This is a genomic window from Streptomyces sp. NPDC033221, from assembly GCF_055577005.1.
Genome location: NZ_JBVIQN010000025.1, coordinates 1 through 23,233, shown reverse-complemented (window position 1 = coordinate 23,233; position 23,233 = coordinate 1). Strand labels below are relative to the sequence as shown.

Annotated in this window: 23 protein-coding genes and 2 pseudogenes; 12 read left to right on the top strand and 13 right to left on the bottom strand. The window is 68.7% G+C overall.

Features of this window, described 5'->3' with window-relative positions:
• Positions 1-69 precede the first annotated feature (69 nt).
• Positions 70-1,566, top strand: a complete 1,497-nt coding sequence (locus ACZ53K_RS28005; protein ID WP_468841669.1) for an aminopeptidase P family protein — start codon at positions 70-72, stop codon at positions 1,564-1,566.
• 107 nt (positions 1,567-1,673) lie between these two features.
• Here ACZ53K_RS28005 and ACZ53K_RS28000 read toward each other — a convergent pair whose 3' ends face one another.
• The gene (locus ACZ53K_RS28000; RefSeq protein ID WP_468841667.1) at positions 1,674-2,069 is read right to left on the bottom strand and encodes a hypothetical protein; all 396 of its coding nucleotides are present in this window, start codon (positions 2,067-2,069) and stop codon (positions 1,674-1,676) included.
• Positions 2,070-2,459: 390 nt separating this feature from the next.
• Here ACZ53K_RS28000 and ACZ53K_RS27995 point away from each other — a divergent pair, with 390 nt between their 5' ends.
• A complete protein-coding gene (locus ACZ53K_RS27995; protein WP_468841665.1) occupies positions 2,460-2,849 on the top strand; it encodes a DUF4333 domain-containing protein in 390 nt (129 codons plus the stop codon).
• A gap of 153 nt (positions 2,850-3,002) precedes the next feature.
• Complete coding sequence (locus ACZ53K_RS27990; RefSeq protein ID WP_468841663.1) at positions 3,003-3,608, top strand: hypothetical protein; 606 nt, start codon at positions 3,003-3,005, stop codon at positions 3,606-3,608.
• A gap of 14 nt (positions 3,609-3,622) precedes the next feature.
• Here the strand turns inward: ACZ53K_RS27990 and ACZ53K_RS27985 are convergent, their stop codons facing one another.
• The 3 genes from ACZ53K_RS27985 to ACZ53K_RS27975 form a co-directional block, all read right to left on the bottom strand.
• On the bottom strand, positions 3,623-4,102 hold the full coding sequence (locus ACZ53K_RS27985; RefSeq protein ID WP_468841661.1) for a hypothetical protein: 480 nt from the start codon (positions 4,100-4,102) through the stop codon (positions 3,623-3,625).
• 853 nt (positions 4,103-4,955) lie between these two features.
• Positions 4,956-5,312 carry an ArsR/SmtB family transcription factor gene (locus ACZ53K_RS27980; RefSeq protein WP_468841659.1) on the bottom strand — a complete coding sequence of 119 codons (357 nt, stop codon included), beginning with the start codon at positions 5,310-5,312 and terminating at the stop codon, positions 4,956-4,958.
• A gap of 61 nt (positions 5,313-5,373) precedes the next feature.
• The gene (locus ACZ53K_RS27975) at positions 5,374-6,735 is read right to left on the bottom strand and encodes an MFS transporter (RefSeq protein ID WP_468841657.1); all 1,362 of its coding nucleotides are present in this window, start codon (positions 6,733-6,735) and stop codon (positions 5,374-5,376) included.
• 180 nt (positions 6,736-6,915) lie between these two features.
• Here ACZ53K_RS27975 and ACZ53K_RS27970 point away from each other — a divergent pair, with 180 nt between their 5' ends.
• Together ACZ53K_RS27970 and ACZ53K_RS27965 are read left to right on the top strand one after the other, a co-directional pair.
• A complete protein-coding gene (locus tag ACZ53K_RS27970; protein WP_468841655.1) occupies positions 6,916-7,290 on the top strand; it encodes an SCO4402 family protein in 375 nt (124 codons plus the stop codon).
• A gap of 146 nt (positions 7,291-7,436) precedes the next feature.
• Positions 7,437-7,889 (top strand): peptidoglycan-binding domain-containing protein, encoded by a 453-nt coding sequence (locus tag ACZ53K_RS27965; RefSeq protein ID WP_468841653.1) that lies wholly within the window; start codon positions 7,437-7,439, stop codon positions 7,887-7,889.
• A gap of 474 nt (positions 7,890-8,363) precedes the next feature.
• Here the strand turns inward: ACZ53K_RS27965 and ACZ53K_RS27960 are convergent, their stop codons facing one another.
• Positions 8,364-9,266, bottom strand: coding sequence for a LysR family transcriptional regulator (locus tag ACZ53K_RS27960; RefSeq protein WP_468841651.1), 903 nt, complete (start codon positions 9,264-9,266; stop codon positions 8,364-8,366).
• Between the two features lie 188 nt (positions 9,267-9,454).
• On the opposite strand from ACZ53K_RS27960, the gene ACZ53K_RS27955 reads away from it, so the two are divergent.
• Positions 9,455-9,760: a DUF1330 domain-containing protein gene (locus tag ACZ53K_RS27955; protein WP_468841649.1), complete on the top strand. Its 306-nt coding sequence runs from the start codon at positions 9,455-9,457 to the stop codon at positions 9,758-9,760.
• Positions 9,761-9,927: 167 nt separating this feature from the next.
• Here the strand turns inward: ACZ53K_RS27955 and ACZ53K_RS27950 are convergent.
• The 3 genes and pseudogenes from ACZ53K_RS27950 to ACZ53K_RS27940 form a co-directional block, all read right to left on the bottom strand.
• Positions 9,928-10,857: pseudogene (locus ACZ53K_RS27950) on the bottom strand (ATP-binding protein).
• Positions 10,858-11,068: 211 nt separating this feature from the next.
• On the bottom strand, positions 11,069-11,494 hold the full coding sequence (locus ACZ53K_RS27945; RefSeq protein ID WP_468841846.1) for a Mu transposase domain-containing protein: 426 nt from the start codon (positions 11,492-11,494) through the stop codon (positions 11,069-11,071).
• Between the two features lie 35 nt (positions 11,495-11,529).
• Positions 11,530-11,958 carry a hypothetical protein gene (locus tag ACZ53K_RS27940; protein WP_468841647.1) on the bottom strand — a complete coding sequence of 143 codons (429 nt, stop codon included), beginning with the start codon at positions 11,956-11,958 and terminating at the stop codon, positions 11,530-11,532.
• A gap of 408 nt (positions 11,959-12,366) precedes the next feature.
• On the opposite strand from ACZ53K_RS27940, the gene ACZ53K_RS27935 reads away from it, so the two are divergent.
• Both ACZ53K_RS27935 and ACZ53K_RS27930 read left to right on the top strand, forming a co-directional pair.
• The gene (locus ACZ53K_RS27935; protein ID WP_468841645.1) at positions 12,367-12,873 is read left to right on the top strand and encodes an RICIN domain-containing protein; all 507 of its coding nucleotides are present in this window, start codon (positions 12,367-12,369) and stop codon (positions 12,871-12,873) included.
• Between the two features lie 743 nt (positions 12,874-13,616).
• Entirely contained in the window at positions 13,617-15,047 is a 1,431-nt protein-coding gene (locus ACZ53K_RS27930) for a hypothetical protein (protein ID WP_468841643.1), read from the top strand.
• A gap of 227 nt (positions 15,048-15,274) precedes the next feature.
• Here the strand turns inward: ACZ53K_RS27930 and ACZ53K_RS27925 are convergent, their stop codons facing one another.
• A complete protein-coding gene (locus tag ACZ53K_RS27925; protein ID WP_468841641.1) occupies positions 15,275-15,766 on the bottom strand; it encodes a DinB family protein in 492 nt (163 codons plus the stop codon).
• A gap of 571 nt (positions 15,767-16,337) precedes the next feature.
• On the opposite strand from ACZ53K_RS27925, the gene ACZ53K_RS27920 reads away from it, so the two are divergent.
• Entirely contained in the window at positions 16,338-16,766 is a 429-nt protein-coding gene (locus tag ACZ53K_RS27920) for a VOC family protein (RefSeq protein ID WP_468841639.1), read from the top strand.
• A gap of 412 nt (positions 16,767-17,178) precedes the next feature.
• On the opposite strand, the gene ACZ53K_RS27915 is transcribed toward ACZ53K_RS27920, so the two are convergent.
• Positions 17,179-18,087, bottom strand: a complete 909-nt coding sequence (locus ACZ53K_RS27915) for a LysR family transcriptional regulator (RefSeq protein WP_468841637.1) — start codon at positions 18,085-18,087, stop codon at positions 17,179-17,181.
• A gap of 156 nt (positions 18,088-18,243) precedes the next feature.
• Between ACZ53K_RS27915 and ACZ53K_RS27910 the strand changes: the two genes are divergently transcribed.
• Both ACZ53K_RS27910 and ACZ53K_RS27905 read left to right on the top strand, forming a co-directional pair.
• Complete coding sequence (locus ACZ53K_RS27910; protein WP_468841635.1) at positions 18,244-18,393, top strand: hypothetical protein; 150 nt, start codon at positions 18,244-18,246, stop codon at positions 18,391-18,393.
• 14 nt (positions 18,394-18,407) lie between these two features.
• Entirely contained in the window at positions 18,408-19,331 is a 924-nt protein-coding gene (locus tag ACZ53K_RS27905; RefSeq protein WP_468841633.1) for an aldo/keto reductase, read from the top strand.
• A gap of 723 nt (positions 19,332-20,054) precedes the next feature.
• On the opposite strand, the gene ACZ53K_RS27900 is transcribed toward ACZ53K_RS27905, so the two are convergent.
• Together ACZ53K_RS27900 and ACZ53K_RS27895 are read right to left on the bottom strand one after the other, a co-directional pair.
• Positions 20,055-20,252, bottom strand: coding sequence for a DUF1918 domain-containing protein (locus ACZ53K_RS27900; RefSeq protein WP_468841631.1), 198 nt, complete (start codon positions 20,250-20,252; stop codon positions 20,055-20,057).
• 528 nt (positions 20,253-20,780) lie between these two features.
• On the bottom strand, positions 20,781-21,728 hold the full coding sequence (locus tag ACZ53K_RS27895) for an RNA polymerase sigma-70 factor (protein WP_468841629.1): 948 nt from the start codon (positions 21,726-21,728) through the stop codon (positions 20,781-20,783).
• 219 nt (positions 21,729-21,947) lie between these two features.
• On the opposite strand from ACZ53K_RS27895, the gene ACZ53K_RS27890 reads away from it, so the two are divergent.
• Entirely contained in the window at positions 21,948-22,259 is a 312-nt protein-coding gene (locus tag ACZ53K_RS27890; protein ID WP_468841627.1) for a carboxymuconolactone decarboxylase family protein, read from the top strand.
• Positions 22,260-22,692: 433 nt separating this feature from the next.
• Here the strand turns inward: ACZ53K_RS27890 and ACZ53K_RS27885 are convergent.
• A pseudogene (locus ACZ53K_RS27885) lies at positions 22,693-23,233 on the bottom strand (ISKra4 family transposase); the annotation flags it as partial.

Below are 23,233 nucleotides of genomic sequence, written 5' to 3'. Positions count from 1 at the left end.
CGCTGGGGGTCTGCGAGAGTGCCGTGCGCGCAACTCCGTCGGAAGGCGCCCCGGGCCGTTGCCCCATGGATGACCGTCGGTTGCGAGCGAGCGGGAACGTATGTGAGCGATTCACTTCAGGAGGCCGTGGTGGCGGAAGAGCCGGACGAGAACAGGACGCGGAAGAACGGCCTGTACCGGGGCGTGAGCACCGAACTCGCCGCGAACATGAAGCAGGGCTGGGCGGACACCGAGCGGCGTGACCTCGACCCCATTCCGCAGGCGGCGCACACCGCGCGCCGCCGGGCGGCGCTCGCCGCCCGATTCCCCGGTGAACTGCTGGTGATACCCGCCGGAAACCCCAAAGTCCGCTCCAACGACACCGCTTACCCGTTCCGGCCCTCGTCCGACTACGTTTACCTGACGGGAGACCAGTCCCAGGACGCCGTGCTGGTCCTGGAGCCCGGCGAAGACGGCGCGCACCGGGCGGACGCCTACCTGCTGCCCCGCTCCGACCGCGAGTCCGGTGAGTTCTGGCTCGACTACCACGGGGAACTCTGGGACGGCCGCCGCAACAGCCTCACCGAGAACGAGCGGCTCCTCGGCCTGCCCTGCCACGACCTCCGCACACTGACCGGCCGGCTCGCCGCTGCCACCGGGCCGATCCGCCTGCTGCGCGGTCACGACGCGGGCGTCGACGCCGCCCTGCACGACAAGGTGACCGCCGAGCGCGACACCGAGTTCCGTGCCGCGCTCTGTGACCTGCGCCTGGTCAAGGACGAGTTCGAGATCGCCGACCTGCGCCACGCCTGCCAGGCCACCGTCCGTGGCTTCGAGGACGTCGTGCGCGTCCTCGGCACCGACACGCCGACTCCCGAGCGGGCCATCGAGGGCACGTTCTGGACGCGTGCGCGGACCGAGGGCAACGACGTCGGCTATACGTCGGTCTGCGCCGCGGGGCCGCACTCCACGACCATGCACTGGGTCCGCAACGACGGCGAGGCCCGGCCGGGCGACCTGCTGCTGCTCGACGCCGGAGTGGAGAGCCGCAATCTCTACACCGCCGACGTCACCCGCACCCTACCGGTCGACGGCCGCTTCACACCGGTCCAGCGCAAGGTGTACGACGCGGTGTACGAGGCACAGTCGGCCGGTATCGCCGCGGTCCGGCCCGGTGCCAAGTACCGCGACTTCCACCACGCCGCCCAGCGGGTGCTGACCGAGCGCCTGGCCGCCTGGGGCCTGTTCGGCGACCGGTCGGTGGGCGAGGCGTACGAGCTCGGGCTGTTCCGCCGCTGGACGCTGACCGGCACCGGTCACATGCTCGGCCTGGACGTCCACGACTGCGCCAAGGCACCCACCGAACTGTACGTGGACGGCACGCTGGAAGCGGGCATGGTGCTCACCGTCGAGCCCGGCCTGTACTTCCAGTCGGACGACCTGACCGTTCCCGAGGAACTCCGCGGCATCGGCATCCGGATCGAGGACGACATCCTGGTCACCGAAGACGGCAACGAGAACCTCTCGGCCGGTCTGCCCCGGGCCGCGGACGAGGTGGAGGCCTGGATGGCCCGGCTGCGGGGCTGACCACGACCGCCCGTCCGTTGCGTGGACCGCGCGACGCGGCTCCGGGAGTGACCGGGGCCGCGTCGCGCGGATGCCGACTGCGGTACGCGCCCGCCCGTCGACGACTGTCACGCACCGTCGTGCTTGTCTTTCCTGCCGTTCGTTCCCTTCAACAGGAAAACGGTGCGCATCGACGGGAGGAATCCCTTCCCGTCGCCGCTGCCGGTATCGGCGGGTGCGTCCAAGCCGCTCCGAGTGCCCTCCGCGGCGACCAGGACGTACGCGAGGGCGAGGTTTTTCAGCGCCTTGCCGGACCGGCCTTTGCGTTTGGCCTTGCGGAGGGCGGTGGCCTCGCCGGCGATGGCCTTGAGGAGTTTTTCACGGGCGACGGCCGCGGGCGCCCGGCGGGCGGTGGTGCGTACGAGGCCCGCTTCGGCCGGCTCGTCCTGCCGGACAGCGTCGGCGAATGCGTCGCTCGGTTCCGTAGGCGGCTCGGCCTTGGAGCCGGACTTCTTCTTGGCCATACTGGTTCCTTTCTCACTGGGGGCCGGTACGGCTTCGGCGAGGCACGGCTCGTCCATGCAACGGGTGCCGCTGAGAGGAAAGCGTCGGTTACGGAAGGAAAAGTGTGGCGATCCGGTCGGATACGGTCGCGTCGCCGCTCACCGGCTCACGACTCGAACGCGCTCCCCGTTCCCGGGAATTCGCCGACGTCATCAGCAGGTTTCCCAGCGCTGGGGGTACCTATGCCTGCTTGTGCATTCCGTTGACCGGCTCTGCGGCCGTACGGCGGGGACGGCCACCGGCTGTGGGGGAGTGACCCCGAACGCCGGGACCGCCGTAACGGAACCCGTGCCGCCGGTTCGCGCGTCCTCCTGGGAGCAACCGCCGGAACGAGTTTCGAGGAACACCGTATGAAGCGCATCATCATCGCCCTGGCCGTGGTCGTCGTACTGGCGGCAGGCGGGGCGGTCGCCTTGAGCCTGAACACGGGCAACGGCGGGGCGGTCCTCACCGCGAGCGGAGCGGACCATGTGGTGCCGCGCGCGGAGGTGGAGAAGCAGGCCAAGGATCACCCCTTCCGTGGCGAGGCGCCGGATTCGGTGAGCTGCCCGGGCGGTCTGCGGGCGAAGAAGGCGGAGAGCGTGCAGTGCACCGCCGTCTACCAGGGCCGGCCCAAGCCGATGACGATCTCCGTGGCCGAGGTGAAGGGCGATGAGGTGACGGTCGACTTCGCCATACTGGACAAGAACCCGGAGGGCGACGGCCAGGGGGCCCAGGGCGGAGCGGGCAAGAGCGAGTAGCGGCCCGCCGGCCGCGGGGGCGCAGAGCGCCGCGGCCGGTTCAGCTGTCGGGGGCGGAGACGGCGGAGACAGCGGAGACTTCCGATGACGGAATAACCACTTGGACGCTGCGCAATCGCCGGATGCTGGGTCCCGAACGGAACAGGAGGGACCGTGGACGACCCCAGCCGCCAGTCAGCCCGGAACCCGGCACCCACCGGCGCGGGCCCAGACGCTTCCGGCCGGGCGGGCGTCATCGGCATCGCACTCGCCGCCGTACTGACGGCCGCACTCGCGCAAGGCTCGTGGCAGTGGTTCGCCACCTACATCGGGGTGACGCTTCTCGCGGTGATCCTCGTCTTCTACCGGCTGCCGACGTGGACGCCGGGCCTCAGATCCGCGTACGTACGGAACCTGGCGGCGTATGCGCTGGTCGTCGGCCTGTGCGCAGCCATCGCTCTGGCCCCCATGCTGCAACGCTGGGCGTGGCTGTTCCCGATGCCGGACACCCGCGACAGATGCCCCGCGCTGGGCACCTACGAAAGCCTCCGAACGGAGGCAGAACTGGCGAACCTGGCCGGCCGCGACGGCGCCGCCCTGGCTCAAGCACAGGACGTCCACGGCCATGCCGCCGTCGCCGACTGCCTCTCCGCCACCACGACCCTGTGGCTGCCGGTCTACGCGGCAGGAGTGGCCGTGCTGGTGGGCCTTGGGACGTGGTCCGTCGACCGAGTACGGACCTCGTCCCCACGCGACCCCAGTGGATGCAAGGAGCCCTGAACGACTCCGGCGCGTCAGGAATTCCGGTGCGAACCTGTACGCAAGGCGGGACCGCGGGTCAGGAAGGCGGCCACGATCAAGGGCACCGCACACACGCCCTGCATCACGGCGTACCACAGCGGGCAGACGCCGGGGATCGCGTCGACGACGATGATCGCGATCGGCATGACGGCGGTGAGCGTGCGCACCCGCTCGAAGTGCCGTTGCTCTCCCTGCGCGGCACGGACGGTCAGCCGGTGCAGCACGGGGGCGATCGCGAGCAGAATGACGGCCCGGACCCACATGAACGTGGATACCGCCTGACCACTGACCGCCACCGCGGCCACCCCCAGGAGGGCGAGGGCGCAAAGGACGCCGTAGAGCTGTACGCACGTCCTCACTCTGCCGAAAGCCCTGCCGACAGGCTGCTGGGTGCTGGGGTGGTCGCGGTGTGCGGCTTCGGCCGTGGTGTTGTCGGTGTTCCTGGTATCCCTGATGTTGCGAGTGTTCGCCATGTCTACCTCCGTGATGTCGTGTCACCGACGCTACGGAGCGCGTGGACGCCGAGGTACGGGTCCAGGCGTACGGAGGGGTGGGTCCAGGCCCACTCCACACCGACCCGACAAGAATTCCCGCACACGGCTTGTACACAGGCGCCGGCCGACCATCAGCGGCCCGGACAGGCAGGCCGGCCGGACTGAGGGGTGACTCACCCTCAGGGCCGGTTCTGCCACCACCAGAGCAGGGTGGTGACACTCGCGCTGCCTGCGGCGTACGCGGCGCCGCGGGCGGCCTGAGCAACGAACGGGCGTGACCGGCGAGTCCACGACGACCGCCTCGGCCGGTCAGGGGCAGGTGCGGAGGGCGGTTGATTCGTCGTGTGGTCCGTAGACTCGTGCACAGGAGCCTCTTCTTTCCGTAGGAGGGCGTTCCTGGGAGAGCCCCACCGGGCCGAAGGTTGCGAGCCACGAGGCCCCGGTGCGGGCTCTCTTGTATGGGGCCAACCCTGGCACACGCTGCCCGTAGCCCGTCATGAGCCGTATGTGTACAAAACACGGTGCCCAACTGTGCCGGTATGCACAGGGACCTGCTCGGTCAATACGGCGGGGGAGTGCATCAGAGGAAGCTGATGTCAGTCACGGCAGCTCAGCGCCACGTATGACACTCCGAAAAGCCATGGCCAACGCATCGCGCTCCTGACGTTTCGCCTCGGCCCTCGGGCGCCTCCCGCCGGGTACGTCAACGAGCCCCGGCACACGTTGTGGGACTGGAAGGGCACGCTGAGCCCCCTACCGGCACGGCTGCCCTGACCTGCCCGCCGCCACCTTGAGGTCGCCCTCGGTGCGTGGCTCTCGCGAGGCTGAACGGCTAATCGTGGGGCGGCAACTGGCCGATCCGGTGGTCGGCGACGCTCAGCGCCTCGGCGACCAGGCGTTTGAGGTGGCCGTGCTGGAGGCGGTAAACGACCCGGCGGCCGTCCTTGCGAGTGGCCACCAGTCCGGCCAGGCGGAGTTTGGCCAGGTGCTGGCTGACCGAGGGGCGGGCGGCACCGCTCGCGGCGGTCAGGGTGGCGACGTCCGCCTCGCCCTCCGTGAGGTGTTGCAGCAGGGCCAGCCGGGTGCGGTCGGCGAGCAGCGCCAGGACGGCCGCGGCGGTCTGCAACCGCTCGTCGTTGTCCTGTTGTTGCGTGGGGTGTGCAGTTGCAGCATGCACGCGTGCGCTCATGCGCACATGGTAGGCGCCGCACCACGTACCGGGCCCCGGTCACAGAACCTCGAACGGGAAGTCAGTCGGTCGCGGTACGCACCGGCCAGCGGCGGTGCAGGTCATCGATGACGAAGTCGTGCGCATGCCACCACCCGCCATCGGCCCGGTGCGCGTCGGCCAGGTGCGGATGCCCGTGGTCCAAAGCCGTATGCACGTGGGCCAGGTGGCCGGGGTCCGCAGCGGGCCACAGTCGCCAGGCCGCCAGCGCCGCGGCCAGTGCCACGATACCGAGGGCGAGCGCGGCAGCGGGCAGCCCGGCCGTGGCGCCGAGCCACCCGGCGAGTGGGTAGGCCACCAGCCAGCAGCCGTGGGAGAGGGAGAACTGGGCGGCGAAGGCGGAGTTCAGGTCCCCGGTCGCGGCCGAGCGGCGCACCAGCCGCCCGGTGGGCGTCATGACGAGGGACTCCGTGACACCGAAGGCGGCCCAAGCGGCCAGCAGGGCCGGCCACGTCCATCCGCCGGGCGTGGCCCGGGTGGCGGCGGCCGAAACGAGGAGCAGACCGGCCGACACCAGGGCGGCGGGCAGCATCAGAGCGCGGTCGCCGATACGGCGCAGGAGGAAGGGCAGCAGTAGTGCGGCGCCGATGGATCCGGCGCCGTAGGCGCCCAGGGCCAGCGGCACGTCCGAGGTGGTGCGATGCAGGTGATCGCGTACGTAGACGATGGTGTTGACCATCACCATGGCGCCGCCCGCGGCCACCGCGAGGGTCAAGGCCAGCAGCGCGCGCAGGCGCGGGGTGGCCAGGAACAGCCGAGCCCCTCGGGTAGCCCGGACCGCGAAGCCCGTGCCGTCGTTCGGCGCTTGTCGGGAGGCTGGGGGAAGGGCGGCCGACAGGACCAGCACAGCGGAGGCGAGGAACCCGGCCACGGTGCCTGCGAACAGCCAGTTGTACGTGATCCAGGACAGCAGCGCGGCGGCCAGCGCGGGGGAGAAGAGCATTTCCAGGTCGTACGCCAGGCGGGACAGGGAAAGGGCCCGCGTGTAGTCCTCCTCTTCGGGCAACACCTGGGGAAGCAGGGACTGGAAGGCGGGGGTGAAGGTGGCCGAGGCCGCCTGCAGCGCGAAGATCAGGACGTAGACCTGCCAGACCTCGGTGACGAACGGCAGACCGCATGCCACCGCCGCCCGAACCAGATCGGCGCCGACCAGCAGCGGGCGCGCCGGCAGCCGGTGCGCGAGCGCACTGATGACCGGCGCGAGCCCCACGTACGCCACCATCTTGATCGCCAGCGCGGTCCCCAGCACCGATCCGGCGCCCGGGCCGGCGATGTCATAGGCGAGCAGACTCAGGGCGACCGTCGACAGCCCGGTCCCCACCAGTGCGATCACCTGCGCGGTGAACAGACGACGGTACGTGCGATGACGCAAGACGGACAGCACGAGTCCTCCCGACCGGTCGACCCCTCAGCCACGTCCACCATAGAGAACATGTGCGCACCCATGCACGCGATGGCGGGAACCGCCCTGCCCAAACACCGATTTCACGTCAGCGGGAACCGTCACTCACCACCCACCGCCGGGGTGAGCTGAGCGATGAAAGCGGTAGGGGAGAAACACATCATGAGCCAGCCGGAAGTGCAGTTTCCGGGAATGCGTGAGAGGGCCATCTCCGCCGTGCGAAGACTTTCCGACCCCCAGTACCAGCAGAAAGTCTGGATAGGCAAGGAATACCCGCATGCCGAGTTCTACGACGATTTCACGCTGACGTTCCACTCCCTGGAGGACACGGGTGTTCTCGACGACACACGTGCAGCCATCGGCATCACGCTCGCAACGTCTGCAGAAGCCGCAGCGGTGCAGCACCTCGCGGACCGCCTCGACGAGATCCTGGACGCTGTCGGCGGCCAGGCCCCCGACAGTGCTTTCCTCGCTTCTCCTCTGTGGCGCGACGTCGTCGACGCATCCCAGCGAGCCCTTGAAGTACTGACCCGGTAGGCGAAAAGCGACAGCGGCCCCGGCTTCACTTCTCCGCCCGTTAACCAAAGCCGCCGAAACCCTCACAACCGGCACCGCTGGTTCACAAACGGTCGACGGTAGTGTCATCGCCGTCCCCGTCACTCCCGTATTGGGGGAAAACAGACATGGCATCGAGAACGCTCACGAAAGCGCTGTTAGGAACCCTCACGGCCGCCGCTCTCGGTATCGGCGCCCTCGCCGGCGCAACCGCAGCCACGGCCGCCCCCACACAGCAGACGCCCACCCGGCCCCTCACCATCCAGGCCGTCAACAATCTCGGTCTCGACACCTCCGAGGCCAAGAGCGTGCAGTGCTACGTCCGCGACGCCGGATTCAACCCGGGCTCGGTGGACGGTCAGCTGGGCTCCAACAGTTGGAAAGCCTGGCAGCGTTTCCTCAACGACCGCGGATACAACGCCGGAACCGTCGACGGCGCCGTCGGCCCCAACACCATCCGCGGCCTCCAGCGCTTCCTCACCTACCTCGGCTACGACACCGGCGGCATCGACGGCGTCGCCGGAACCAAGACCAAGGCCGCCTGGAAGTCGTTCTCCCACCTCGGCGGAGGCTGGTGCTGACCACCCGCCGCGACGTACGACGGCGATTGGCACCGCGCAAGCGTTCTTCCGCTCCATGCAGCCCGCATCGGGCGGACCGACCCGTTCGCTCTCATCCTGGATGGTGGTGACGGTGGCGCCGCGAACCACCGGCCGGGGGGCCGGGAGGCCGGGACAGGGGGCAGCGCCCAGCGGTGTGGCCGCGACTGGGGCGTCACGACGCCTCAGTCGCGGCTGGCTGTGTCAGTGTCTTCGGGTGCCGTTTCAAGGTGACTCCCGGAGTCGTTTTGGCGAGTTGCACATGATCAGTGTCAGCGTCTCTTGGTGTCGCATGCGCGTGCGATTGGCGGGTTCCGCCGGGGCAGCCTGCTCGGCATGAATCGAGCCCGCCTGCTCATCGAGAGCACGCTGAGAGCCCACCTTTGAACCCGCACCCGCCGATGCCGCGGAAGGCCTCGCCACCGCAGGCGTCCGTCTCGCTTGACCTCTTGCGCGTCAGTCCGGCAGCCAGTGCAGCTCGTGCGCCAGGGTTTTGGCGACGGCACGGATGCGGCGGTGTAGCGGCGACTGCTCGCGTGGGAGGACCAGGTGGATCGTCAGACTGGGCGCGCCTCGCAGCGGTCGCCAGGTGAGACCGGCCGGTTGTGCCGTGGCCGCGGCTTCTCCGGCCGGGGCGAGGGTGACCCCGTCGCGCAGGTCGCGCTGAGACATGTCGAAAGAGACCGCGGGCGTGTGGATCCGGGGGTGTGGTCGGGTGTCTCGGAACAGTGCGGACAGCTGATCGTGGATCACGGGGTTGGCCGCACGGTCCGGGAGTCGCAGCGGATACGCGGCCGCGTCGGCGATCTCGATCTCCGGGTGTCCGGCCAGCGGATGGTGCTGCGCCAGCTGGACCCCGATGCGCGCACGCCGCAGCAGGAACCGGCGCACGCCACGGCCCGGCTGTTCACCGCGGGTGATCCCCGCATCGATGCGGCCGTCGGCGACCGCGGGGGAGATCTCCGGTGTCGCCATCGGGACCGCGCCGACCTCGAGTCCGCTGTTGCCGCGCATCAGCCTGTCCACCAGGGCCGGTGCCGTCTCGGCCCCGGCGCTGAGGCTGTATCCGATGCGCAGTGTGCCCAGTTCACCGGCCGCCGCGCTCCGGGCGGTGTCCCATGCCCGGTCCAGCGCCGCCAGCGCGGGCGGCGCGGACTCCGCCAAAGCCGCACCGGCCGTGGTCAATACGACGCTACGCGTGTTGCGGACCAGCAGGACCGTACCGAGTTCCGCCTCCAAGCGGCGCATCCGGGCGCTGAGTGCGGGCTGTGCGATACCGATCCGTGCGGCTGCGCGGGTGAAGTTCAACTCCTGCGCCAGCACGAGAAAGTACCGCAGGCTCACCGTATCCGGCGCCACGTGCCCTCCCCGCCGATTGATAACGACCCGTTCTGAGTCTATCCCGTACCGGTCTTTCCCCCGACCGCAGATCAAGCCCTAACCTGCGCATATGACGATTCAACTGACCGCAGTACCCGTCGCCGGAATCGATCGATCCGAGTGTCAATACGAAGTCGGACATGTCCGGCCGAATACTGGAGGTTTCCATGGCTAAGGGGTACTGGGTCAGTGTCTACCCCGCCCTTTCCGACCCTGAGAGGCTGGCTGCCTACGACAAGCTGGCCGGTACGGCTGTCCAGGCTGGGGGCGGGCGCGTCCTGTCCCTCCTCCCGTCCCGTGGCGGTCGAGTCGTCGCCCACGAGGCCGGAATCACGCAACGCGTCGTTCTGATCGAGTTCGACAGCTTTGAACAGGCCGTCGCGGCATATGAGAGCGAGGCATACCAGAAGGCGCTGGTGGTCCTCCCCGACGGCGTCGAGCGCGACTTCCGCATCATCGAAGGCATCGACTGACCGGCGGCCCAGCCATCGCTGAGCATCCGTAAGCCGGTCGCCTGGCCACACCACAGGCACCACCCTCACCCGAAAGCTCGGGCAGAGTGTCACACACTGCACACCGTCGGGCAGACCCACCCGGGCCTGCCCGACAGGCCGTCTCCGGAGAGATCCCACACAGCTTGTCAGCCCATGGCGAGAAGGCTGAGTTCGGGCCGCTGTCGGGAGGCTCTCCCGCGTGACAGCCGGTCAGCTGGCTCCGGCGCGCTCGGCCACCGCCTTCGTGCGGGCGAGCCGGTAGGACTTGGGCCAGTTTGGATGATCGCGCCGTTGCAGGTCAGCCGGTCGACGATGGCCGCGCGGAGCCGCGGATCCGTGGACGTCTTCGTCCAACCGGAAAACGACTCGTTGGAAGCAATCGCGACGCTGTTCTTCTCTTCCCGCTCCGTCAGCACCTGGAATGGCACTCGGCTCCGCGCCAGTCGAGTTCCCTGTAGCCGAGCTCGTCAATACAGAGAAGATCGACGCGCCCGTAGCGGGCGATGGTCTTCGACAGCTGCTTCTCGTCGGCGGCCTCGACCAGTTCGTTGACCAGCTTCGTGGCCGGCACGTGGCGGACTGGGCAGCCGAGCATGGCGGCCTCGGCCCCCACGCGATCAGCAGGTGGGACTTGCCGGCGCCGGAGTCGCCGATCAGACAGAGCGGTTCGCCCTTCTCGACCCAGTCGCGGGTGGCCAGTGTGTCGACGCTGGCCGGGTCGATACTGGGTTGGTATCGAAGCCGAAGACCCTCAGCGACTTGTCCCGGGGGAAGGACGCGGCCTTGATCCGGCGTTCGGAGCGTCGCCGTGCCCGGTCGTCGCACTCGGCCATCAGCAGTTCCGCGAGGAAGGCGCGGTAGGACATCTGGTTGCGGGCAGCACCTTCGGCGAGGTCGTGGAACTGCTGACGGATGGAGAGCAGCCGCAGCACTCGGCATGCCTGGTCGATCGAGGCGGTGGCGGCTTCTTCGGTCAGGCCGCGTTTGCGTGGCCTCAGGACCCCTCTTTCTCGTCGGCCGCCCGGCCGTGCCGTTGGCGCAGGTCCCCCAGAACGGGGCGCCCCGCAATGAGTCATCGGCGACGAGGTTTCCGTCGTCTCGCCCTGTGAGGCCTTGCGCGCTTCCAGCGCGACCGCATCCGCGGTTAGTGCCCCCGCTCGGTGGGCGGCCGCGAGTCCGTTGACGACGTGGTCGTGCTCCATGTGCCGGGCCAGCAGCAGCACCTCGATCAGGGCCCGGGTGCCCGCGGCCTCGCCGTGGGCTGCGCGGGCGGCAGCCCACCACTTGTCATGGATCGGGGTCAACCTTCCCGCTGCTTTCACCTGTTCGAGCGGCATCGACCCGGGAGAAGGCGCCGGGTTTGCGCATCAGGGCGTCCAGGTAGTGGTCCAGGACCATCCGCGAGCCCCCGCGGCCCACTACCCGTTCACGACGGGCGACTTCCTCGCGGCCGTCGTAGACCGCCAGATCGTTGGCGTGCAGCAGCACGCGCATCTGGCGGCCGATGAACCGGACGGGAACCGAGTAGGCGTTACTGCGGACGGTGATCTGGCTGAACCGGTTCACGCGCAGGGTGAACCAGCGGCCGGTCTCGAACACCTCTCGGGGGAGGGGCTTCAGCAGCGGTTGCTCCTGGGTGAAGGACTCACCGGTCGAGCGGGTGCGAGACCGCAGCCGGCGGCTTCCGTCCGCCACGTCCCACCGGTCGACCATCACGTTCAGCTCCGCCAGCGAGGCGACTTCGGGAACTAGGACAGCCGCAGCGAGAAGAGGAAGACCTTCGTGGGCACCCCGGCCGGCACGATGTGGACGTCGCCGAAGCCAACCTCTGCCTCGGCTCCGGGAAGGTGTGTCTGCGGGATGAACGCCGCATCAGGTCCCACCTCTGCCTGGCGCCGGCTCTCAGGCCAGCGGGCCTTCACGTAGCCGCGGACCATTGAGTACGAGACGTCATCCACCCCATGCCCTTCGACCAGCCGGTCGAAGATGCGCTGTGCGGTGTGGCGCTGTTTGCGTGGAGCGTCCAGGTCCGCGCGCAGCATCCCGTCGATCAGCGGCTTGTAGGCATTGAGCCGGGACTCCTTGCGCCGCTGCTTCTTCTGGGCCTCGGGCCAGCGCCCGTCCAGAGCCCGCCGCACCGTACGCCAGACGCGTTGTGCGTCTGCGGCTAGGACCACTGCGACAGCCCCAGCAGATGATCGCGACGAATCGCCGCGTAGAGCGCGACCTTGGACTGCGAAACACCCATCGGGCCTCCAGCGGGAGAAGCACACCTCACCGTCCCACCGCAAGCCCTCGACTGACTTCAAAACAAACTGACATCGCAAAGTCGGTCAACCACCGACTTCCACAGTCACCGCGAAACGACTCCCGAAGTCACCGCTGTAACCACGCGGCCGACGCGGAATGACCTGATTCTCGATGCGGCCGTTGTCGCAGGCGGATTGGCGAGAACCTGTCTCAGCTCAGTCGTCCCGCCCGACTAGGGTCCCACTCAAGGGGACTCCAGGTCCTCCGACCACTCGCGCGAATGTCTCACCCCTCGGAACTCTTCGAACCCGCCCGAGCGAAGAAAGCGAGAGGACATGCCCGACATCTCGGCACAGGGGGCCAACGGCCCGTTCATGCTGATCCACGAAGTCACCGGTACGTACCTGGAGACGGACAATTACCACGACGCCCTCGGCCAGGGTATCCAGACCTGGAACCTCGACCCGCTGCTGACCAACAAGGGCCAGCTGGGGCACCTCTGGTACATCGAGCCCGTAGGTGACGGCACCCACCTGATCAAGAGCTACGAGAACAGCCGCTGCCTGGCCGCCTCGGCCGCGAGGGCCGGCGGGCTCCCCGTTCTGGAGACTCCCGACAAGGGCATCCGGCAGAAGTGGGAGTTCCGCAAGGTACTGGACTTCCCCGGCCACGAGGACAGCTACGCGATCGTCTCGAAGGCGTACGCGGACTACGCACTCGGGCTGCTGGGGCATGCTGCCCAGAACAACGTGTACGTCGTACCGACCCGCATGTACGACGCGCCGCCGTCCCTCTCACAGACCTGGAAGATCATCGACCCGCCGGGCGGCGCCGGCGTGTGACCGACGCCGGCGCCTGACCGGCAGTGGGGGACGGCTCCGTCCGGGGCTGTCCCCTCGTCTGTCGGCAATGTCCGCGCCACAGCGACATTCGGCCTGGCACGCCCCGTCGTCCGTCCGCTCTCGCATCGGTCTGGGGCTACCGAAAGAGCACGTCCACCATCACGTCCGCGAAGGACGGCTCCCTTCGTTCACCTCGCCCGCAAGAACTTCGCCGGCGACAGCCAAACACACGCGCGTCCGCCGCCCGGTGGGGCCGCGGCGGACAGGAGCCCAGCCCGCCGCGGGATGACCGTGGCCCGTCTCCGGCGTCCTCGCTGCTGACGACATGCGCAGCGAAGGTACTGCAGGCCGCTATCGACACGCCTGGCAGCCGCCCGGCAGCCGCCGCACCCGTCGCAGACTCTCAGATCACCAACGATCACCCACAACACGCAAGACCGAGAGGGCATCCGGACGCTGCCACGAGCCGATCCCCGCAGCTCACCAGCCCACACCTCGCTCGCCGGCCCCCTCCTCCGTATGCCAGCCGCCGAGAAGAGGCCCTTGCGAGGCGGGCCGAGGCGCACTCGTTTGGCCCTGGCAGGTGGCGGGCGGCCGGTGCTGCGCGATCATGAACGTTGTCGGTGCCTGAACCGGTGCGGACGACTGCGCCTCGGCCGATGGACCTGTGGGCAACGGGTGGCGGCACGAAATGCCCCGGCGGCGTGTGCCCACGGCGACCCGGGGACCGAGGAGGGCGACTGGTGATCGGCGGATACGTTGCCCCGCTGGCGGGGAAGAAGGCGCTCGCCCTGGTCGACGGCGAGCATTACCCGGACGTGGTCCGGGAAGCGCTGCGCCTGCTGCCGTGCCGGGTCGTCGGCGCCCTGCTCGTAGGGGGAACGGAGAAACTGCGCGGGGCACCGGACTTCGGCGTGCCGCTCCTGTCGGCGAGCCTGGCGGACGCGGTGGCGGCCTGCGGGGCCGAGGTGGTGGTGGACCTGTCGGACGAGCCCGTGGTCGGCGGACGCGAGCGCATGGAGTACGCGGCCTGTGCGATGGCGTGTGGCGTCGGGTACGCGGGGGCGGATTTCTATTTCGCGCCGCCCCGGCCGGCAGCGTTCGACGTCCCGGCGATCAGTATCGCCGGCACCGGCAAGAGGATCGGCAAGACCGCGGTCAGCGGGCACACCGCACGGCTGCTGGCGAGCAGGTGGAAGGTCGTGGTCGTCGCGATGGGACGGGGCGGCCCCGCCGAACCCATGGTGATGACCGCCTCCCCGGATCTGACCGGCCTGCTGGAGCTGTCCCGCGCAGGCCGGCACGCCGCGTCGGACTACGTCGAAGACGCGGTGTTCGCCAAGGTGCCCACGGTGGGGGCACGGCGCTGCGGCGGCGGTTTCGCGGCCACGCCGTTCACCTCGAACATCGATGCGGCCGCCGCTCTCGCCGCCCGGCTCTCGCCGGATGTGGTCCTGTTCGAAGGCAGCGGCACCGTGCTGCCCCCGGTGCAGGCGCGACGGCGGATTCTGGTGGTCGGAGGCAGCCAGTGCCCCGAACGCGTGCTCGGCTTCCTCGGCAGCTACCGGGTGCTCGTATCCGACTTGGTGATCCTTACGCTGGCCGATCCGCACATCGATGTGCGGCCGCTGCGCAAGGCGATCGGGCAGGTCCGTGACGTGCCGCTGATCGCAGCCGCCCTACGCCCGAGGCCGACCGCGGACATCTCGGGACGCCGCGTCGCGTTCTTCACCACCGCCCCTCCCTCCGCCCTGCCCGGCATGGTTGATCACCTGGTCACCTCCTACGGCGCCCGCGTCGTCCACGCCAGCAGTGCTCTCGCCGACCGCAACCGGTTGCGTGCCGAGCTGGACGAGACTGATGCGGAGGTCTACCTCGTAGAGCTCAAGGCCGCCGCCGTCGACATGGTCGCCGAGCACGCCGAGCAGCGGGGTGTCCCCGTCGTGTTGTGTGAGACGCAAGTGTGCCCACTGCCCGGCGAGCCCGACCTCGACCAAGCCCTCCTCACCCTGGGCTGTGAAGCAGTCGCACACCTCACAGAAGGCCGCGAGGACAGGGCGGGTCGGACTCATGAGGCGGCAAGCGAGGCGACCCTGATGCCTTGGCCAGCCGGTCTGTCCGCAGCGACGCCTTTAGGGACTGAGGCTGTCGCTGAGGAACGGCCCCTGCCATGAAGGTGGTCCTGATGCCGCCAGGGCGAGACACCCCGCCTGACGAACGCCGCGCACACCACTTCGCTGACCTGCCTACCCCTCGGCAACTTACAGGCGAGTGCCGTGAAGACGCCATCGACCTGCTCCTGGACGCCAGCACCGCGCAGGGATGAGCCGAACGCCGCCCGCCATAGGTCTGCTTGGGGGACCTGGGACCTGGGGTCTGGACCTGGGACCTGGGATCTGCCTCAAGCCCGGCGAACGGCGTCGGTCTGCTCACGCAGGATGTCGCTGTGGCCGGCGTGGCGCGCGAATTCCTGGATCATGAGCAGGTAGACCCATCGCAGGCTCACGGTGCCGCAGGCAGGGTGCTGTCGGGTGGCGTCGAGGTCGACGTCCGCGGCGATCGTTCGTGCGCGGTCGCCGGCGCGCTCGAATTCGGCGATCACGTCGGCGACCGTTTCATTGTCGCTGACCACAAAACTGGCTTCACCCACCATCGAACCGTCGCATTCGGATTCCGGCAAACCCCCCAAGATGTGCTGGAACCACTTCCTTTCTGCGAACGCGGCGTGTTTGACCAGCCCGATCGACGTCGTCATGGACGGAACGAGACGGCGGCGGGACTCTGCCTCAGACAGGCCGCGCACCGTGTCGATCAGTTCGGCCCGGGTGTGGTCAAGCATGTATTCGAGCATCTGGCGCTCGGGGCAGTGGGTGATACGAGTCGGGGTGTTCATCTCCGTTGTGTTTCCTTTCGTGGACAGCATGGGAGTTCAAGATTCCGGTCGATCGGGCTGTCGGCCTTGCCGGCCGCACGGCCGCATCGAGGCGATGTTGCACAGCATCGGAGTGGCCGGCGATGACGCCGAATCCAGCAAGCCGACCAGTAGGCGGTGATGACTTCGCTCGCTTACGGGCAACTGGGCCGAGCCGATCGTTTCGGTGTCGCACGCGAACCGGATACCGACCGAAATTCCTGGCCGAGAGGGATGTCGTCGACGACCAACATCTGGGCCATCGAGACGACGAGACCGGCTTCTCTCCGAACGCGGTGTCCGGACTGCCGCAGAGGTCTCACCGCACATCAGGCTACCTCGCCAGACGACACGAGACCATCCCGATAGCCCGACCCCGTCCACGGTCGATCGGCCTGGCCAGGCCCGCTACGGCAGCCAGCGACACCGTACGGAGCGATATCAGGGTGGGTTCCATCAGGCCCCGGCCGTCCATGACGTGCTGCCGGGGAAGCGCTGGGCCCGAGGTCCCCTGGGGGTTCCGTCGAAGAGCACGTGCCAATACGGTGGCCCGGTGATGTCGATCAAGAAGTTCCAAGTCACCTTTGACTGCGCGGAACCTGAGCGCCTCGCCCGTTTCTGGTGCGAGGTGTTGGGGTATGTCGTGCCGCCGCCACCGGAGGAGTTCGCCACGTGGGACGATTTCAAGAGTTCCCAGCCGCCTGAGCAGCAGGACGCATGGTTTGCCTGCGTCGATCCCTCGGGCGTGGGCCCGCGGCTGTACTTCCAGCGCGTCCCCGAAGGGAAGGCCGTCAAGAACAGGGTGCATCTTGACGTGCGGGTCGGCACCGGACTCGTGGGGGAGGAGCGCCTCGCCGCACTGGAGGCCGAGTGCGCACGACTGATCCCGCTCGGAGCGGTCCACGTGCAAACGCTGTATGACGGCAATGATTCGTGCATCCCGATGCTGGACATCGAGGGCAACGAGTTCTGCATCGACTGAGGTTGCGAACGTGTCCTCGCTCGGTGATGTCCCGCGGAGCGGTGTAGTCGCGCGCCGGCGCCCAGCCCCCGCAGTTCAGCGGCTTGGTGCCCGCGGGACATGCGGGATATGCGGGACACGAGAGAGGGACCTGTTACACCATTCGGCGACGGCGATGCGCCCCTGAACACCCGTCTTCGGCTCCCGCCTTGGCCAGCGTGCTGGACCTGCCGGGCAACCGGCGCGCATGCTACCGCGACGCTCTCGCCGACGTACCGCAGGTGAAGCCTGCCGACCGCACCATTTCGCTTCTGCCGCCCAGCTGGTTCCGTAGCTCCTGTTCGTCAGCTCCTGAAGGTCACGCGCCGCTTGTTCCAAGCCGTGGCCAGGTCCTACGCCACAATGGTGCGTGGCAGACGACGCGACTCATCGGTCACCTCCCGCCGAAGGACGATGCCCGCTCCTGGAGAGCGCGGATCAACGTCGCGACCTGGGGCTGGTGGCGGCTACGGGCGGTGGCGACGCCGATATGGCGAGCCGGACCCGGCGGCTTGACCGGGACGGTGCGCAGATTCGCCGGCGCCGGGGTGAAGGCAATGGCCGGGACCAGCGAGATTCCCACGCCTGCGGTGACGAGCGAGCAGGCGAAGAAGTAGTCGGTCGTGCTCCCTCGTATGAGGGGTTCGAAGCCGGCGAGTTCGGCATAGCGCCGAAGGTAGGTCTCGGTCTTGCGGCAGCCGAGGACCCAGGGTTCGGCCGCGAGTTCGGAGAGGTCCAGGGAGCTGTGCCCGGCCAGCCGGTGGCTCTGGGGCAGGACGACGTACAGCGGATCGTCCAGCAGCTCGGTCCACTCCATGCCCGTACGGTCGCCAGGCCGCACCGGAAGCGGGCCGTCGAAATGGTAGGCGAGCGCGAGGTCCGCGGTGCCCTGCCGGACCAGAGGGAGGGTGACTTCGGGCTCGCCCTCCACGACGTGGATCTCGGTGTCCGGATGCTCGGCGGTCAGCCGGACCAGGGCACCGGGCAGCAGAAACCTGCCGCCGCTGGTGAACGTGGCGACGGTGAGCCTGGTCCGGCCCGTACCGAGCCGGTCGATCTGCTGCTTGGCGTGCGCGAGTTCCGCGATGACCGCCTCCGCGGCCTCGACCATGATCTGGCCGGCCCGGGTGAGGGTGACGCCCCGTGTGCTGCGCGCAGCGACCTGGGTGCCGAGAGCGCGTTCCAGAGCTGCCACCTGCTGGGAGACGGCTGACGGGGTGATCAGCAGGACCGCGGCGGCCTGGTTGAAGCTGCCGTGCTCGGCCACCGCTTTCAAGATCCGCAGCCGCTGGACGTCGATCAACAGTATTCCTTAATGCGTGTGCAGTAGGTCAGCACTTCTGCTGGTGGCTCCAGGTTGCCAGGGTGAGGGTGTGCAAAGCATCTGTGTCGTCGGCGGCAGCGGCACTTCGGCACGGTCCCGGTCCGGCGACCGCATGCGGCCGGCCAGCGGGTCACCGTGATCATCCGGGGCTCCGGCACACCGCCCCCGGGCGCCGGACACCTCATCGCCGACCGCGTGGACGGGGCCGCCCTCGCCGCATCCGGCATACCCGTACCGGCTGCCGTACCCGCCATACGCCCCATACGCGCCGTACCGACCGCCTGACCAGGAGCACACTCATGCAGTACCGCACCATCGCAGACACCACCGTCAGCGCCATCGGCCTGGGTGCCATGCCGCTGTCCATCGAAAGCCGCCCGAACGAAGAGCGTGCCATCGCCACCCTCCACGCGGCCCTCGACGCCGGCGTCACGCTCATCGACACCGCCGACAGTTACCACTGGCACGCCGGCGAGACCGGGCACAATGAACTCCTCGTCGCCCGCGCCCTCGCCCGCTACGGCGGTGACAGCTCGGACGTTCTCGTCGCCACCAAGGGAGGGCGGGGCAGGCCTGGCGACGGGAGCTGGACGGTCACTGGCAGCCCCGAACACCTAAAGCGCGCCGCGAAGTCCTCGCTCAAGCGGCTCGGTGCCGAGGCGATCGGCCTCTACCAGCTGCACAAACCGGACCCGGCCGTGCCCTGGGCCGACTCCGTGGGCGCGCTGCGCGAGCTGCTCGACGCGGGTACGATCCGCGCCGCCGGGATCTCCAATGTGAACACCGGCCAGATCCACGAGGCTCACGCGATTCTCGGCGACGGGCTGGTCTCCGTACAGAATCAGTACTCACCGGCCGTCCGCGACAGTGAGGCCGAGCTTCGGCTGTGTACGGAGCTGGGCCTGGCCTTCCTGCCATGGAGTCCCCTCGGCGGCATCTCCCGCAGCTCCCTCGACGGCGCTTCGGGCCCGACCTCCGCGGGTACGGCTTTCCATCGGATCGCGGCCGAACGCGGCGTCAGCCCGCAACAGGTGGCGCTGGCCTGGCTGCTGGCCCGCTCACCGGTGGTGATCCCGGTACCAGGGGCCAGCCGCCCGGCGTCCATCCAGGACTCGGCCCGGGCCGCCGAACTGGAACTGAGCGAGGTGGAAATCAGGGAGCTGGACGGCACACCGCCGGGCCAGGGCCCGTCGCCGAACGGACCTTGCCCGGAGCAGAAGTGATGTGAGGATGAACGCTGCTTCGTATAGAGCGAGTGACTCTTCGCCCGGGTGGCGATGCAGCGGAAGCTCTCCAGCTGGTTGGAGCAGCGTTCGAGGAGGGCGCGCTCGCGGCGACGGACCCACGCAGCAGGCCACGACTCCTCCGACCGCACGGCGTCGGTGTACTGCTCGGGTTACGTGGTGTTTCGCGTGCGGGGCGCTGCTAAACCGACGCGTCGACGGCGGAGCGGGGCCCCTCGAAAATGGTCTTGTTGAACTCGATAGTAGTTTTGATGATGCTGATTACTTCCGGGGCTTCCTTCGATGCCACTCGGAGCAGGCCGTTTTGCGGGGCAGCCGAAGTCAGTGGCGTGGCAGAGCCGATCAAGGCAAGCGCCGAGGCCGCAACGATGAATGATTTCCTCATAATCCGTTAACGCACCCCGACTGGTTCCGTCACTGACGAACCGTCTCCGGCCTATAGGAGATCTCTTGTGAGATATGGCGCAGCCAGCTGACGGCTACCTCGGTGACGACGAGGGGCGGGCCTTGGCGTGGCCACGCAACTCCGCGCGGCGCAGGCGGCCCCCCAGCTGGTAGGGCCAGACGGTCACAGGCAGCGCTCGCGGCCGGGGCGGCGGGGACTCGGCTTTCGGGCATGATTGTTCGGCCCTCCGTGCCCGTGCGGCACATTCAAGAGGGCCCGCTGGTAGGCGGGCCCTCTTGAGACGGTGGTGTGACGCGTTAGTTGGGTGCGGGTCCGCCGCGGCGAACCACCGTGCCGGAATCAGGACTCAGAATGGATTCATGCCCATCCTCGAAGCGCACGCGATACGGCGGCTCCCCATTGCTACCGAATACTTCAATGACCTGAACTTCTCGACCAGACCCTGCGCCGACTCGATCTGCTAGGACAAGGCGGTCACCTACTTGAGCGTGCACTGGGTGTCCCCTCTCCGCCGTACGGGTCAACAGGTGGTGACGTTGCCCATCGCGTCGGTCGCGATCTGCATCAGGTGGTTCTTGTACGTCTTGGAGCGCGGCTCAGGTCGCCGTAGGTGAAGACGGTGGCTCGGGACTCCACCGTGGTGATCCTCTCCAGGCGGCCGCTGCCGTCGTAGCCGGAGGTGGTGGTGCTGTGCTCGGCGTCGGTCGTGCGGATCAGGGGGCCTGTGCCGTCGAGTTCGTAGGCGGCCGTACGGCCCGCGTTGTCGGTGGCCCTCCAATGTGTCGCGTCCGTCTTGGCCAGATCGGCGGCAGTCGACGCTACGCGCTGCGCGATGTGCAGTCCTCTATCGCCCCGGCATGCTCGCCCGGCGGCGAACCGTCGCGCCGCCGAGCATCAAGAGGACCGCGTTCCGATCGCGTCCGTATGCGCCGGCCGCGCGTTGATCATCCGAGCGGGATCCAGACCGGACCAGGTTTCGACCGGTGCTGAACGGCCTGGGAAGCGCCCACCGAAGGTCAAGCTCAGCGGCTGACAGCAGTCTCCTGCACCACACGCGACAGTTTCTCGGGATTGCGGACATGGTAGGCCCCGGTGACGCAGCCGTTCTCGACCCGCACAGCCACCACGCCGTCGACCTCCCCGTTGACCCGGACGAGCAGCCCCGGGCCGCCATTGATCTGAACCGGCTCGACCGTCCTTTCGGCGTCGCGCTTCCACCAGCCGCCCGCCAGCAGGCGGGCCACCTTGTCCGCGCCGACGATGGGCCGCAGCAGGGCGTGTTTGACTCCGCCGCCGTCGCTCAGGGCGACGACATCCGGCGCGAGGATGTCGAGCAGTCTCTGCAACTCGCCGGTTTCGACCGCTCGCTGGAAGGCCTGGAGCGCGGCTCGAGTCTGGGCCGGGGAGACGGTGCCGCGTGGACGGCGCGCGGCGACGTGTGCCCGTGCCCGATAGGCGAGCTGGCGGACCGCGGCCGGGCTCCTGCCGACGGCTTCGGCGACCTCGTCGTACTCGAGATCGAACACCTCGCGCAGCACGAACACCGCCCGTTCGACCGGCGCGAGCGTTTCCAGCACCAGCAACATCGCCATCGAGATGCTGTCGGCCAGTTCGATGTCCTCGGCCACGTCCGGCGCGGTCAGCAACGGCTCGGGCAGCCATGGCCCGACGTACGACTCCTTACGCCGGCCGAGCGCACGCATCCGGTCCAGTGCCTGTCGGCTGACGATCCGCACCAGATAGGCACGTTTCTCCCGCACGGTCGCCGGATCGACACCCACCCATCGCAGCCAGCTCTCCTGCAAAACGTCTTCGGCGTCGGCAGCCGAACCGAGCATCTCGTAGGCGACGGTGAACAGCAGATTGCGGTGGGCGACGAACACCTCGGTGGCGGAGTCCACCGACCCCGCCCGGTCGGCACGGTCAGGCGGCTCGGCTGCGCCCGTGGTGCGTTCGCTGCGCTCGCTCATACCCGGCTCCCGCCTGTTCGTTCCCAGCCCTGCTCTGCCCACGAGACGCCGGCCCCCGACGTTCTGTAACACCCCCGATCGGTGGCCTACGTCACATGACCGCGGCTGTTACAGGCGCCGGGGAGCCGGCGTCTCGTGTTCGTCAGGACGCCGCGCGAACAAACGACCCGGAGCGGCACGCAACACCACGAGTTGAGTTCGAAAGGGGAGGGCCTCGCCATGTCCACACCCATGGCCGACCCGACGACCATGCGGAAGGGCAGCATCACCGCCGTGGCGACCTGGCGGGACGCCACGTACTTCACCGACGCCGAACGGGTCGCGCTGGAACTCGTCGAGGCCGTCCTGACCCCCAACCCGTCCGGGGAGCGGGTCCCCGATGAGCTGTACGCCAAGGCGTCCGCGCACCACGGCGACAAGGCGCTGTGGACGCTCATCATGGCGATCGCCCATATCGGCTTCTTCACCCCCGCCGCTCTCATCGCGAAGCCGATTCCCGGTAAGCCCCCCGGCCAGAACTACAGCGGGTAACGCTCAGCAGGCTCAGGCCAGGGGCGGGCACCACCGGCCGGCCGCGCGGTGGCGCGGCGGGGGCGGGCCCTGCCAGCGAGCGCCGAAGAAGTCGATGAACACGCCGTACGGCGCGGGTACCTCCGTATCTGAATGCGAGTGAACCGCGTAACAACCGAGCCTGCCCGACGACACGACCGGGCCCGTACGACGCCGGTCGATACGGGCTCGGAGCGGATGTGGTGCGGTGGCCCGCTTGCGGTGCTGCTGGCTGGTGGCATCGGTGTGATGCGGTGAGCGAGCTGCCCTGGTCAATGCCTGCAAGGCAGCCTGGCAACAAGCACGTGCCACCGCTGCTGCGGTGCGCCTCGCCGTGGTGGCATCCGCCGCCCAGGCTCAGGAGCTTGTACTTCATACGGCCCCGGGTGTAGCTCCGTTGTAGTGACCGTGCTGATCAGGCCGTGAGCCCGTATTGGTCCTGGTCGGCAGTTTGGTGGATGCGGTGGTGCTCCCGGGCGAGGTGATAGCGCCAATAGGCGTCAAGGTCGCTGTTACTGATCAGTGCGCGGAGTTTAAGTACGGCTTCGGCGCCGGGCAGGCCCCAGCGGGCGCCGGTGATATCGAGTCGGTCGGCAATGAGGTGGCGGCAAGCGCCTTCGATGACGCCGGTCGCGACGGGCCAGCCCGCCGTGAGCGCGCGGTCGTATTGGAGGAAGGATTCCTTGCTGGTGAGGTAGCGGATGCAGGCGTCCGCGCCTCGACGCTGAAGGGCCGTCAGGGCTGCGATCTTGGTCTGGGTTTCGATCGCCTCAGCGGTGTGCAGGGCCCCGCCGGCCAGGATGTTCAGTGCGTGGTCGGCGACCCAGTCCTCAGCGGCGGGGTCACCGCTGTGGTGGAGACTCCATGCGGCGCCCCAGAGGTATTCCAGGACGTGGACGAAGTCGATGACGATGTGGATGGTGACACCCCGCACGGCGGCTTGGGTCTGGATGAGA

Bases quoted from the DNA above. Each gene is read 5' to 3' on its own strand.
- ACZ53K_RS27985 (WP_468841661.1), bottom strand. From the start codon at position 4,102: ATGGCGAACACTCGCAACATCAGGGATACCAGGAACACCGACAACACC.
- ACZ53K_RS27955 (WP_468841649.1), top strand. From the start codon at position 9,455: ATGGCTAAGGGGTACTGGGTCAGTGTCTACCCCGCCCTTTCCGACCCT.
- ACZ53K_RS27890 (WP_468841627.1), top strand. From the start codon at position 21,948: ATGTCCACACCCATGGCCGACCCGACGACCATGCGGAAGGGCAGCATC.
- ACZ53K_RS28000 (WP_468841667.1), bottom strand. From the start codon at position 2,069: ATGGCCAAGAAGAAGTCCGGCTCCAAGGCCGAGCCGCCTACGGAACCG.
- ACZ53K_RS27935 (WP_468841645.1), top strand. From the start codon at position 12,367: ATGCCCGACATCTCGGCACAGGGGGCCAACGGCCCGTTCATGCTGATC.
- ACZ53K_RS27895 (WP_468841629.1), bottom strand. From the start codon at position 21,728: ATGAGCGAGCGCAGCGAACGCACCACGGGCGCAGCCGAGCCGCCTGAC.
- ACZ53K_RS27905 (WP_468841633.1), top strand. From the start codon at position 18,408: ATGCAGTACCGCACCATCGCAGACACCACCGTCAGCGCCATCGGCCTG.
- ACZ53K_RS27980 (WP_468841659.1), bottom strand. From the start codon at position 5,312: ATGAGCGCACGCGTGCATGCTGCAACTGCACACCCCACGCAACAACAG.
- ACZ53K_RS27995 (WP_468841665.1), top strand. From the start codon at position 2,460: ATGAAGCGCATCATCATCGCCCTGGCCGTGGTCGTCGTACTGGCGGCA.
- ACZ53K_RS27925 (WP_468841641.1), bottom strand. From the start codon at position 15,766: ATGAACACCCCGACTCGTATCACCCACTGCCCCGAGCGCCAGATGCTC.
- ACZ53K_RS28005 (WP_468841669.1), top strand. From the start codon at position 70: ATGACCGTCGGTTGCGAGCGAGCGGGAACGTATGTGAGCGATTCACTT.
- ACZ53K_RS27965 (WP_468841653.1), top strand. From the start codon at position 7,437: ATGGCATCGAGAACGCTCACGAAAGCGCTGTTAGGAACCCTCACGGCC.
- ACZ53K_RS27945 (WP_468841846.1), bottom strand. From the start codon at position 11,494: ATGGTCGACCGGTGGGACGTGGCGGACGGAAGCCGCCGGCTGCGGTCT.
- ACZ53K_RS27970 (WP_468841655.1), top strand. From the start codon at position 6,916: ATGAGCCAGCCGGAAGTGCAGTTTCCGGGAATGCGTGAGAGGGCCATC.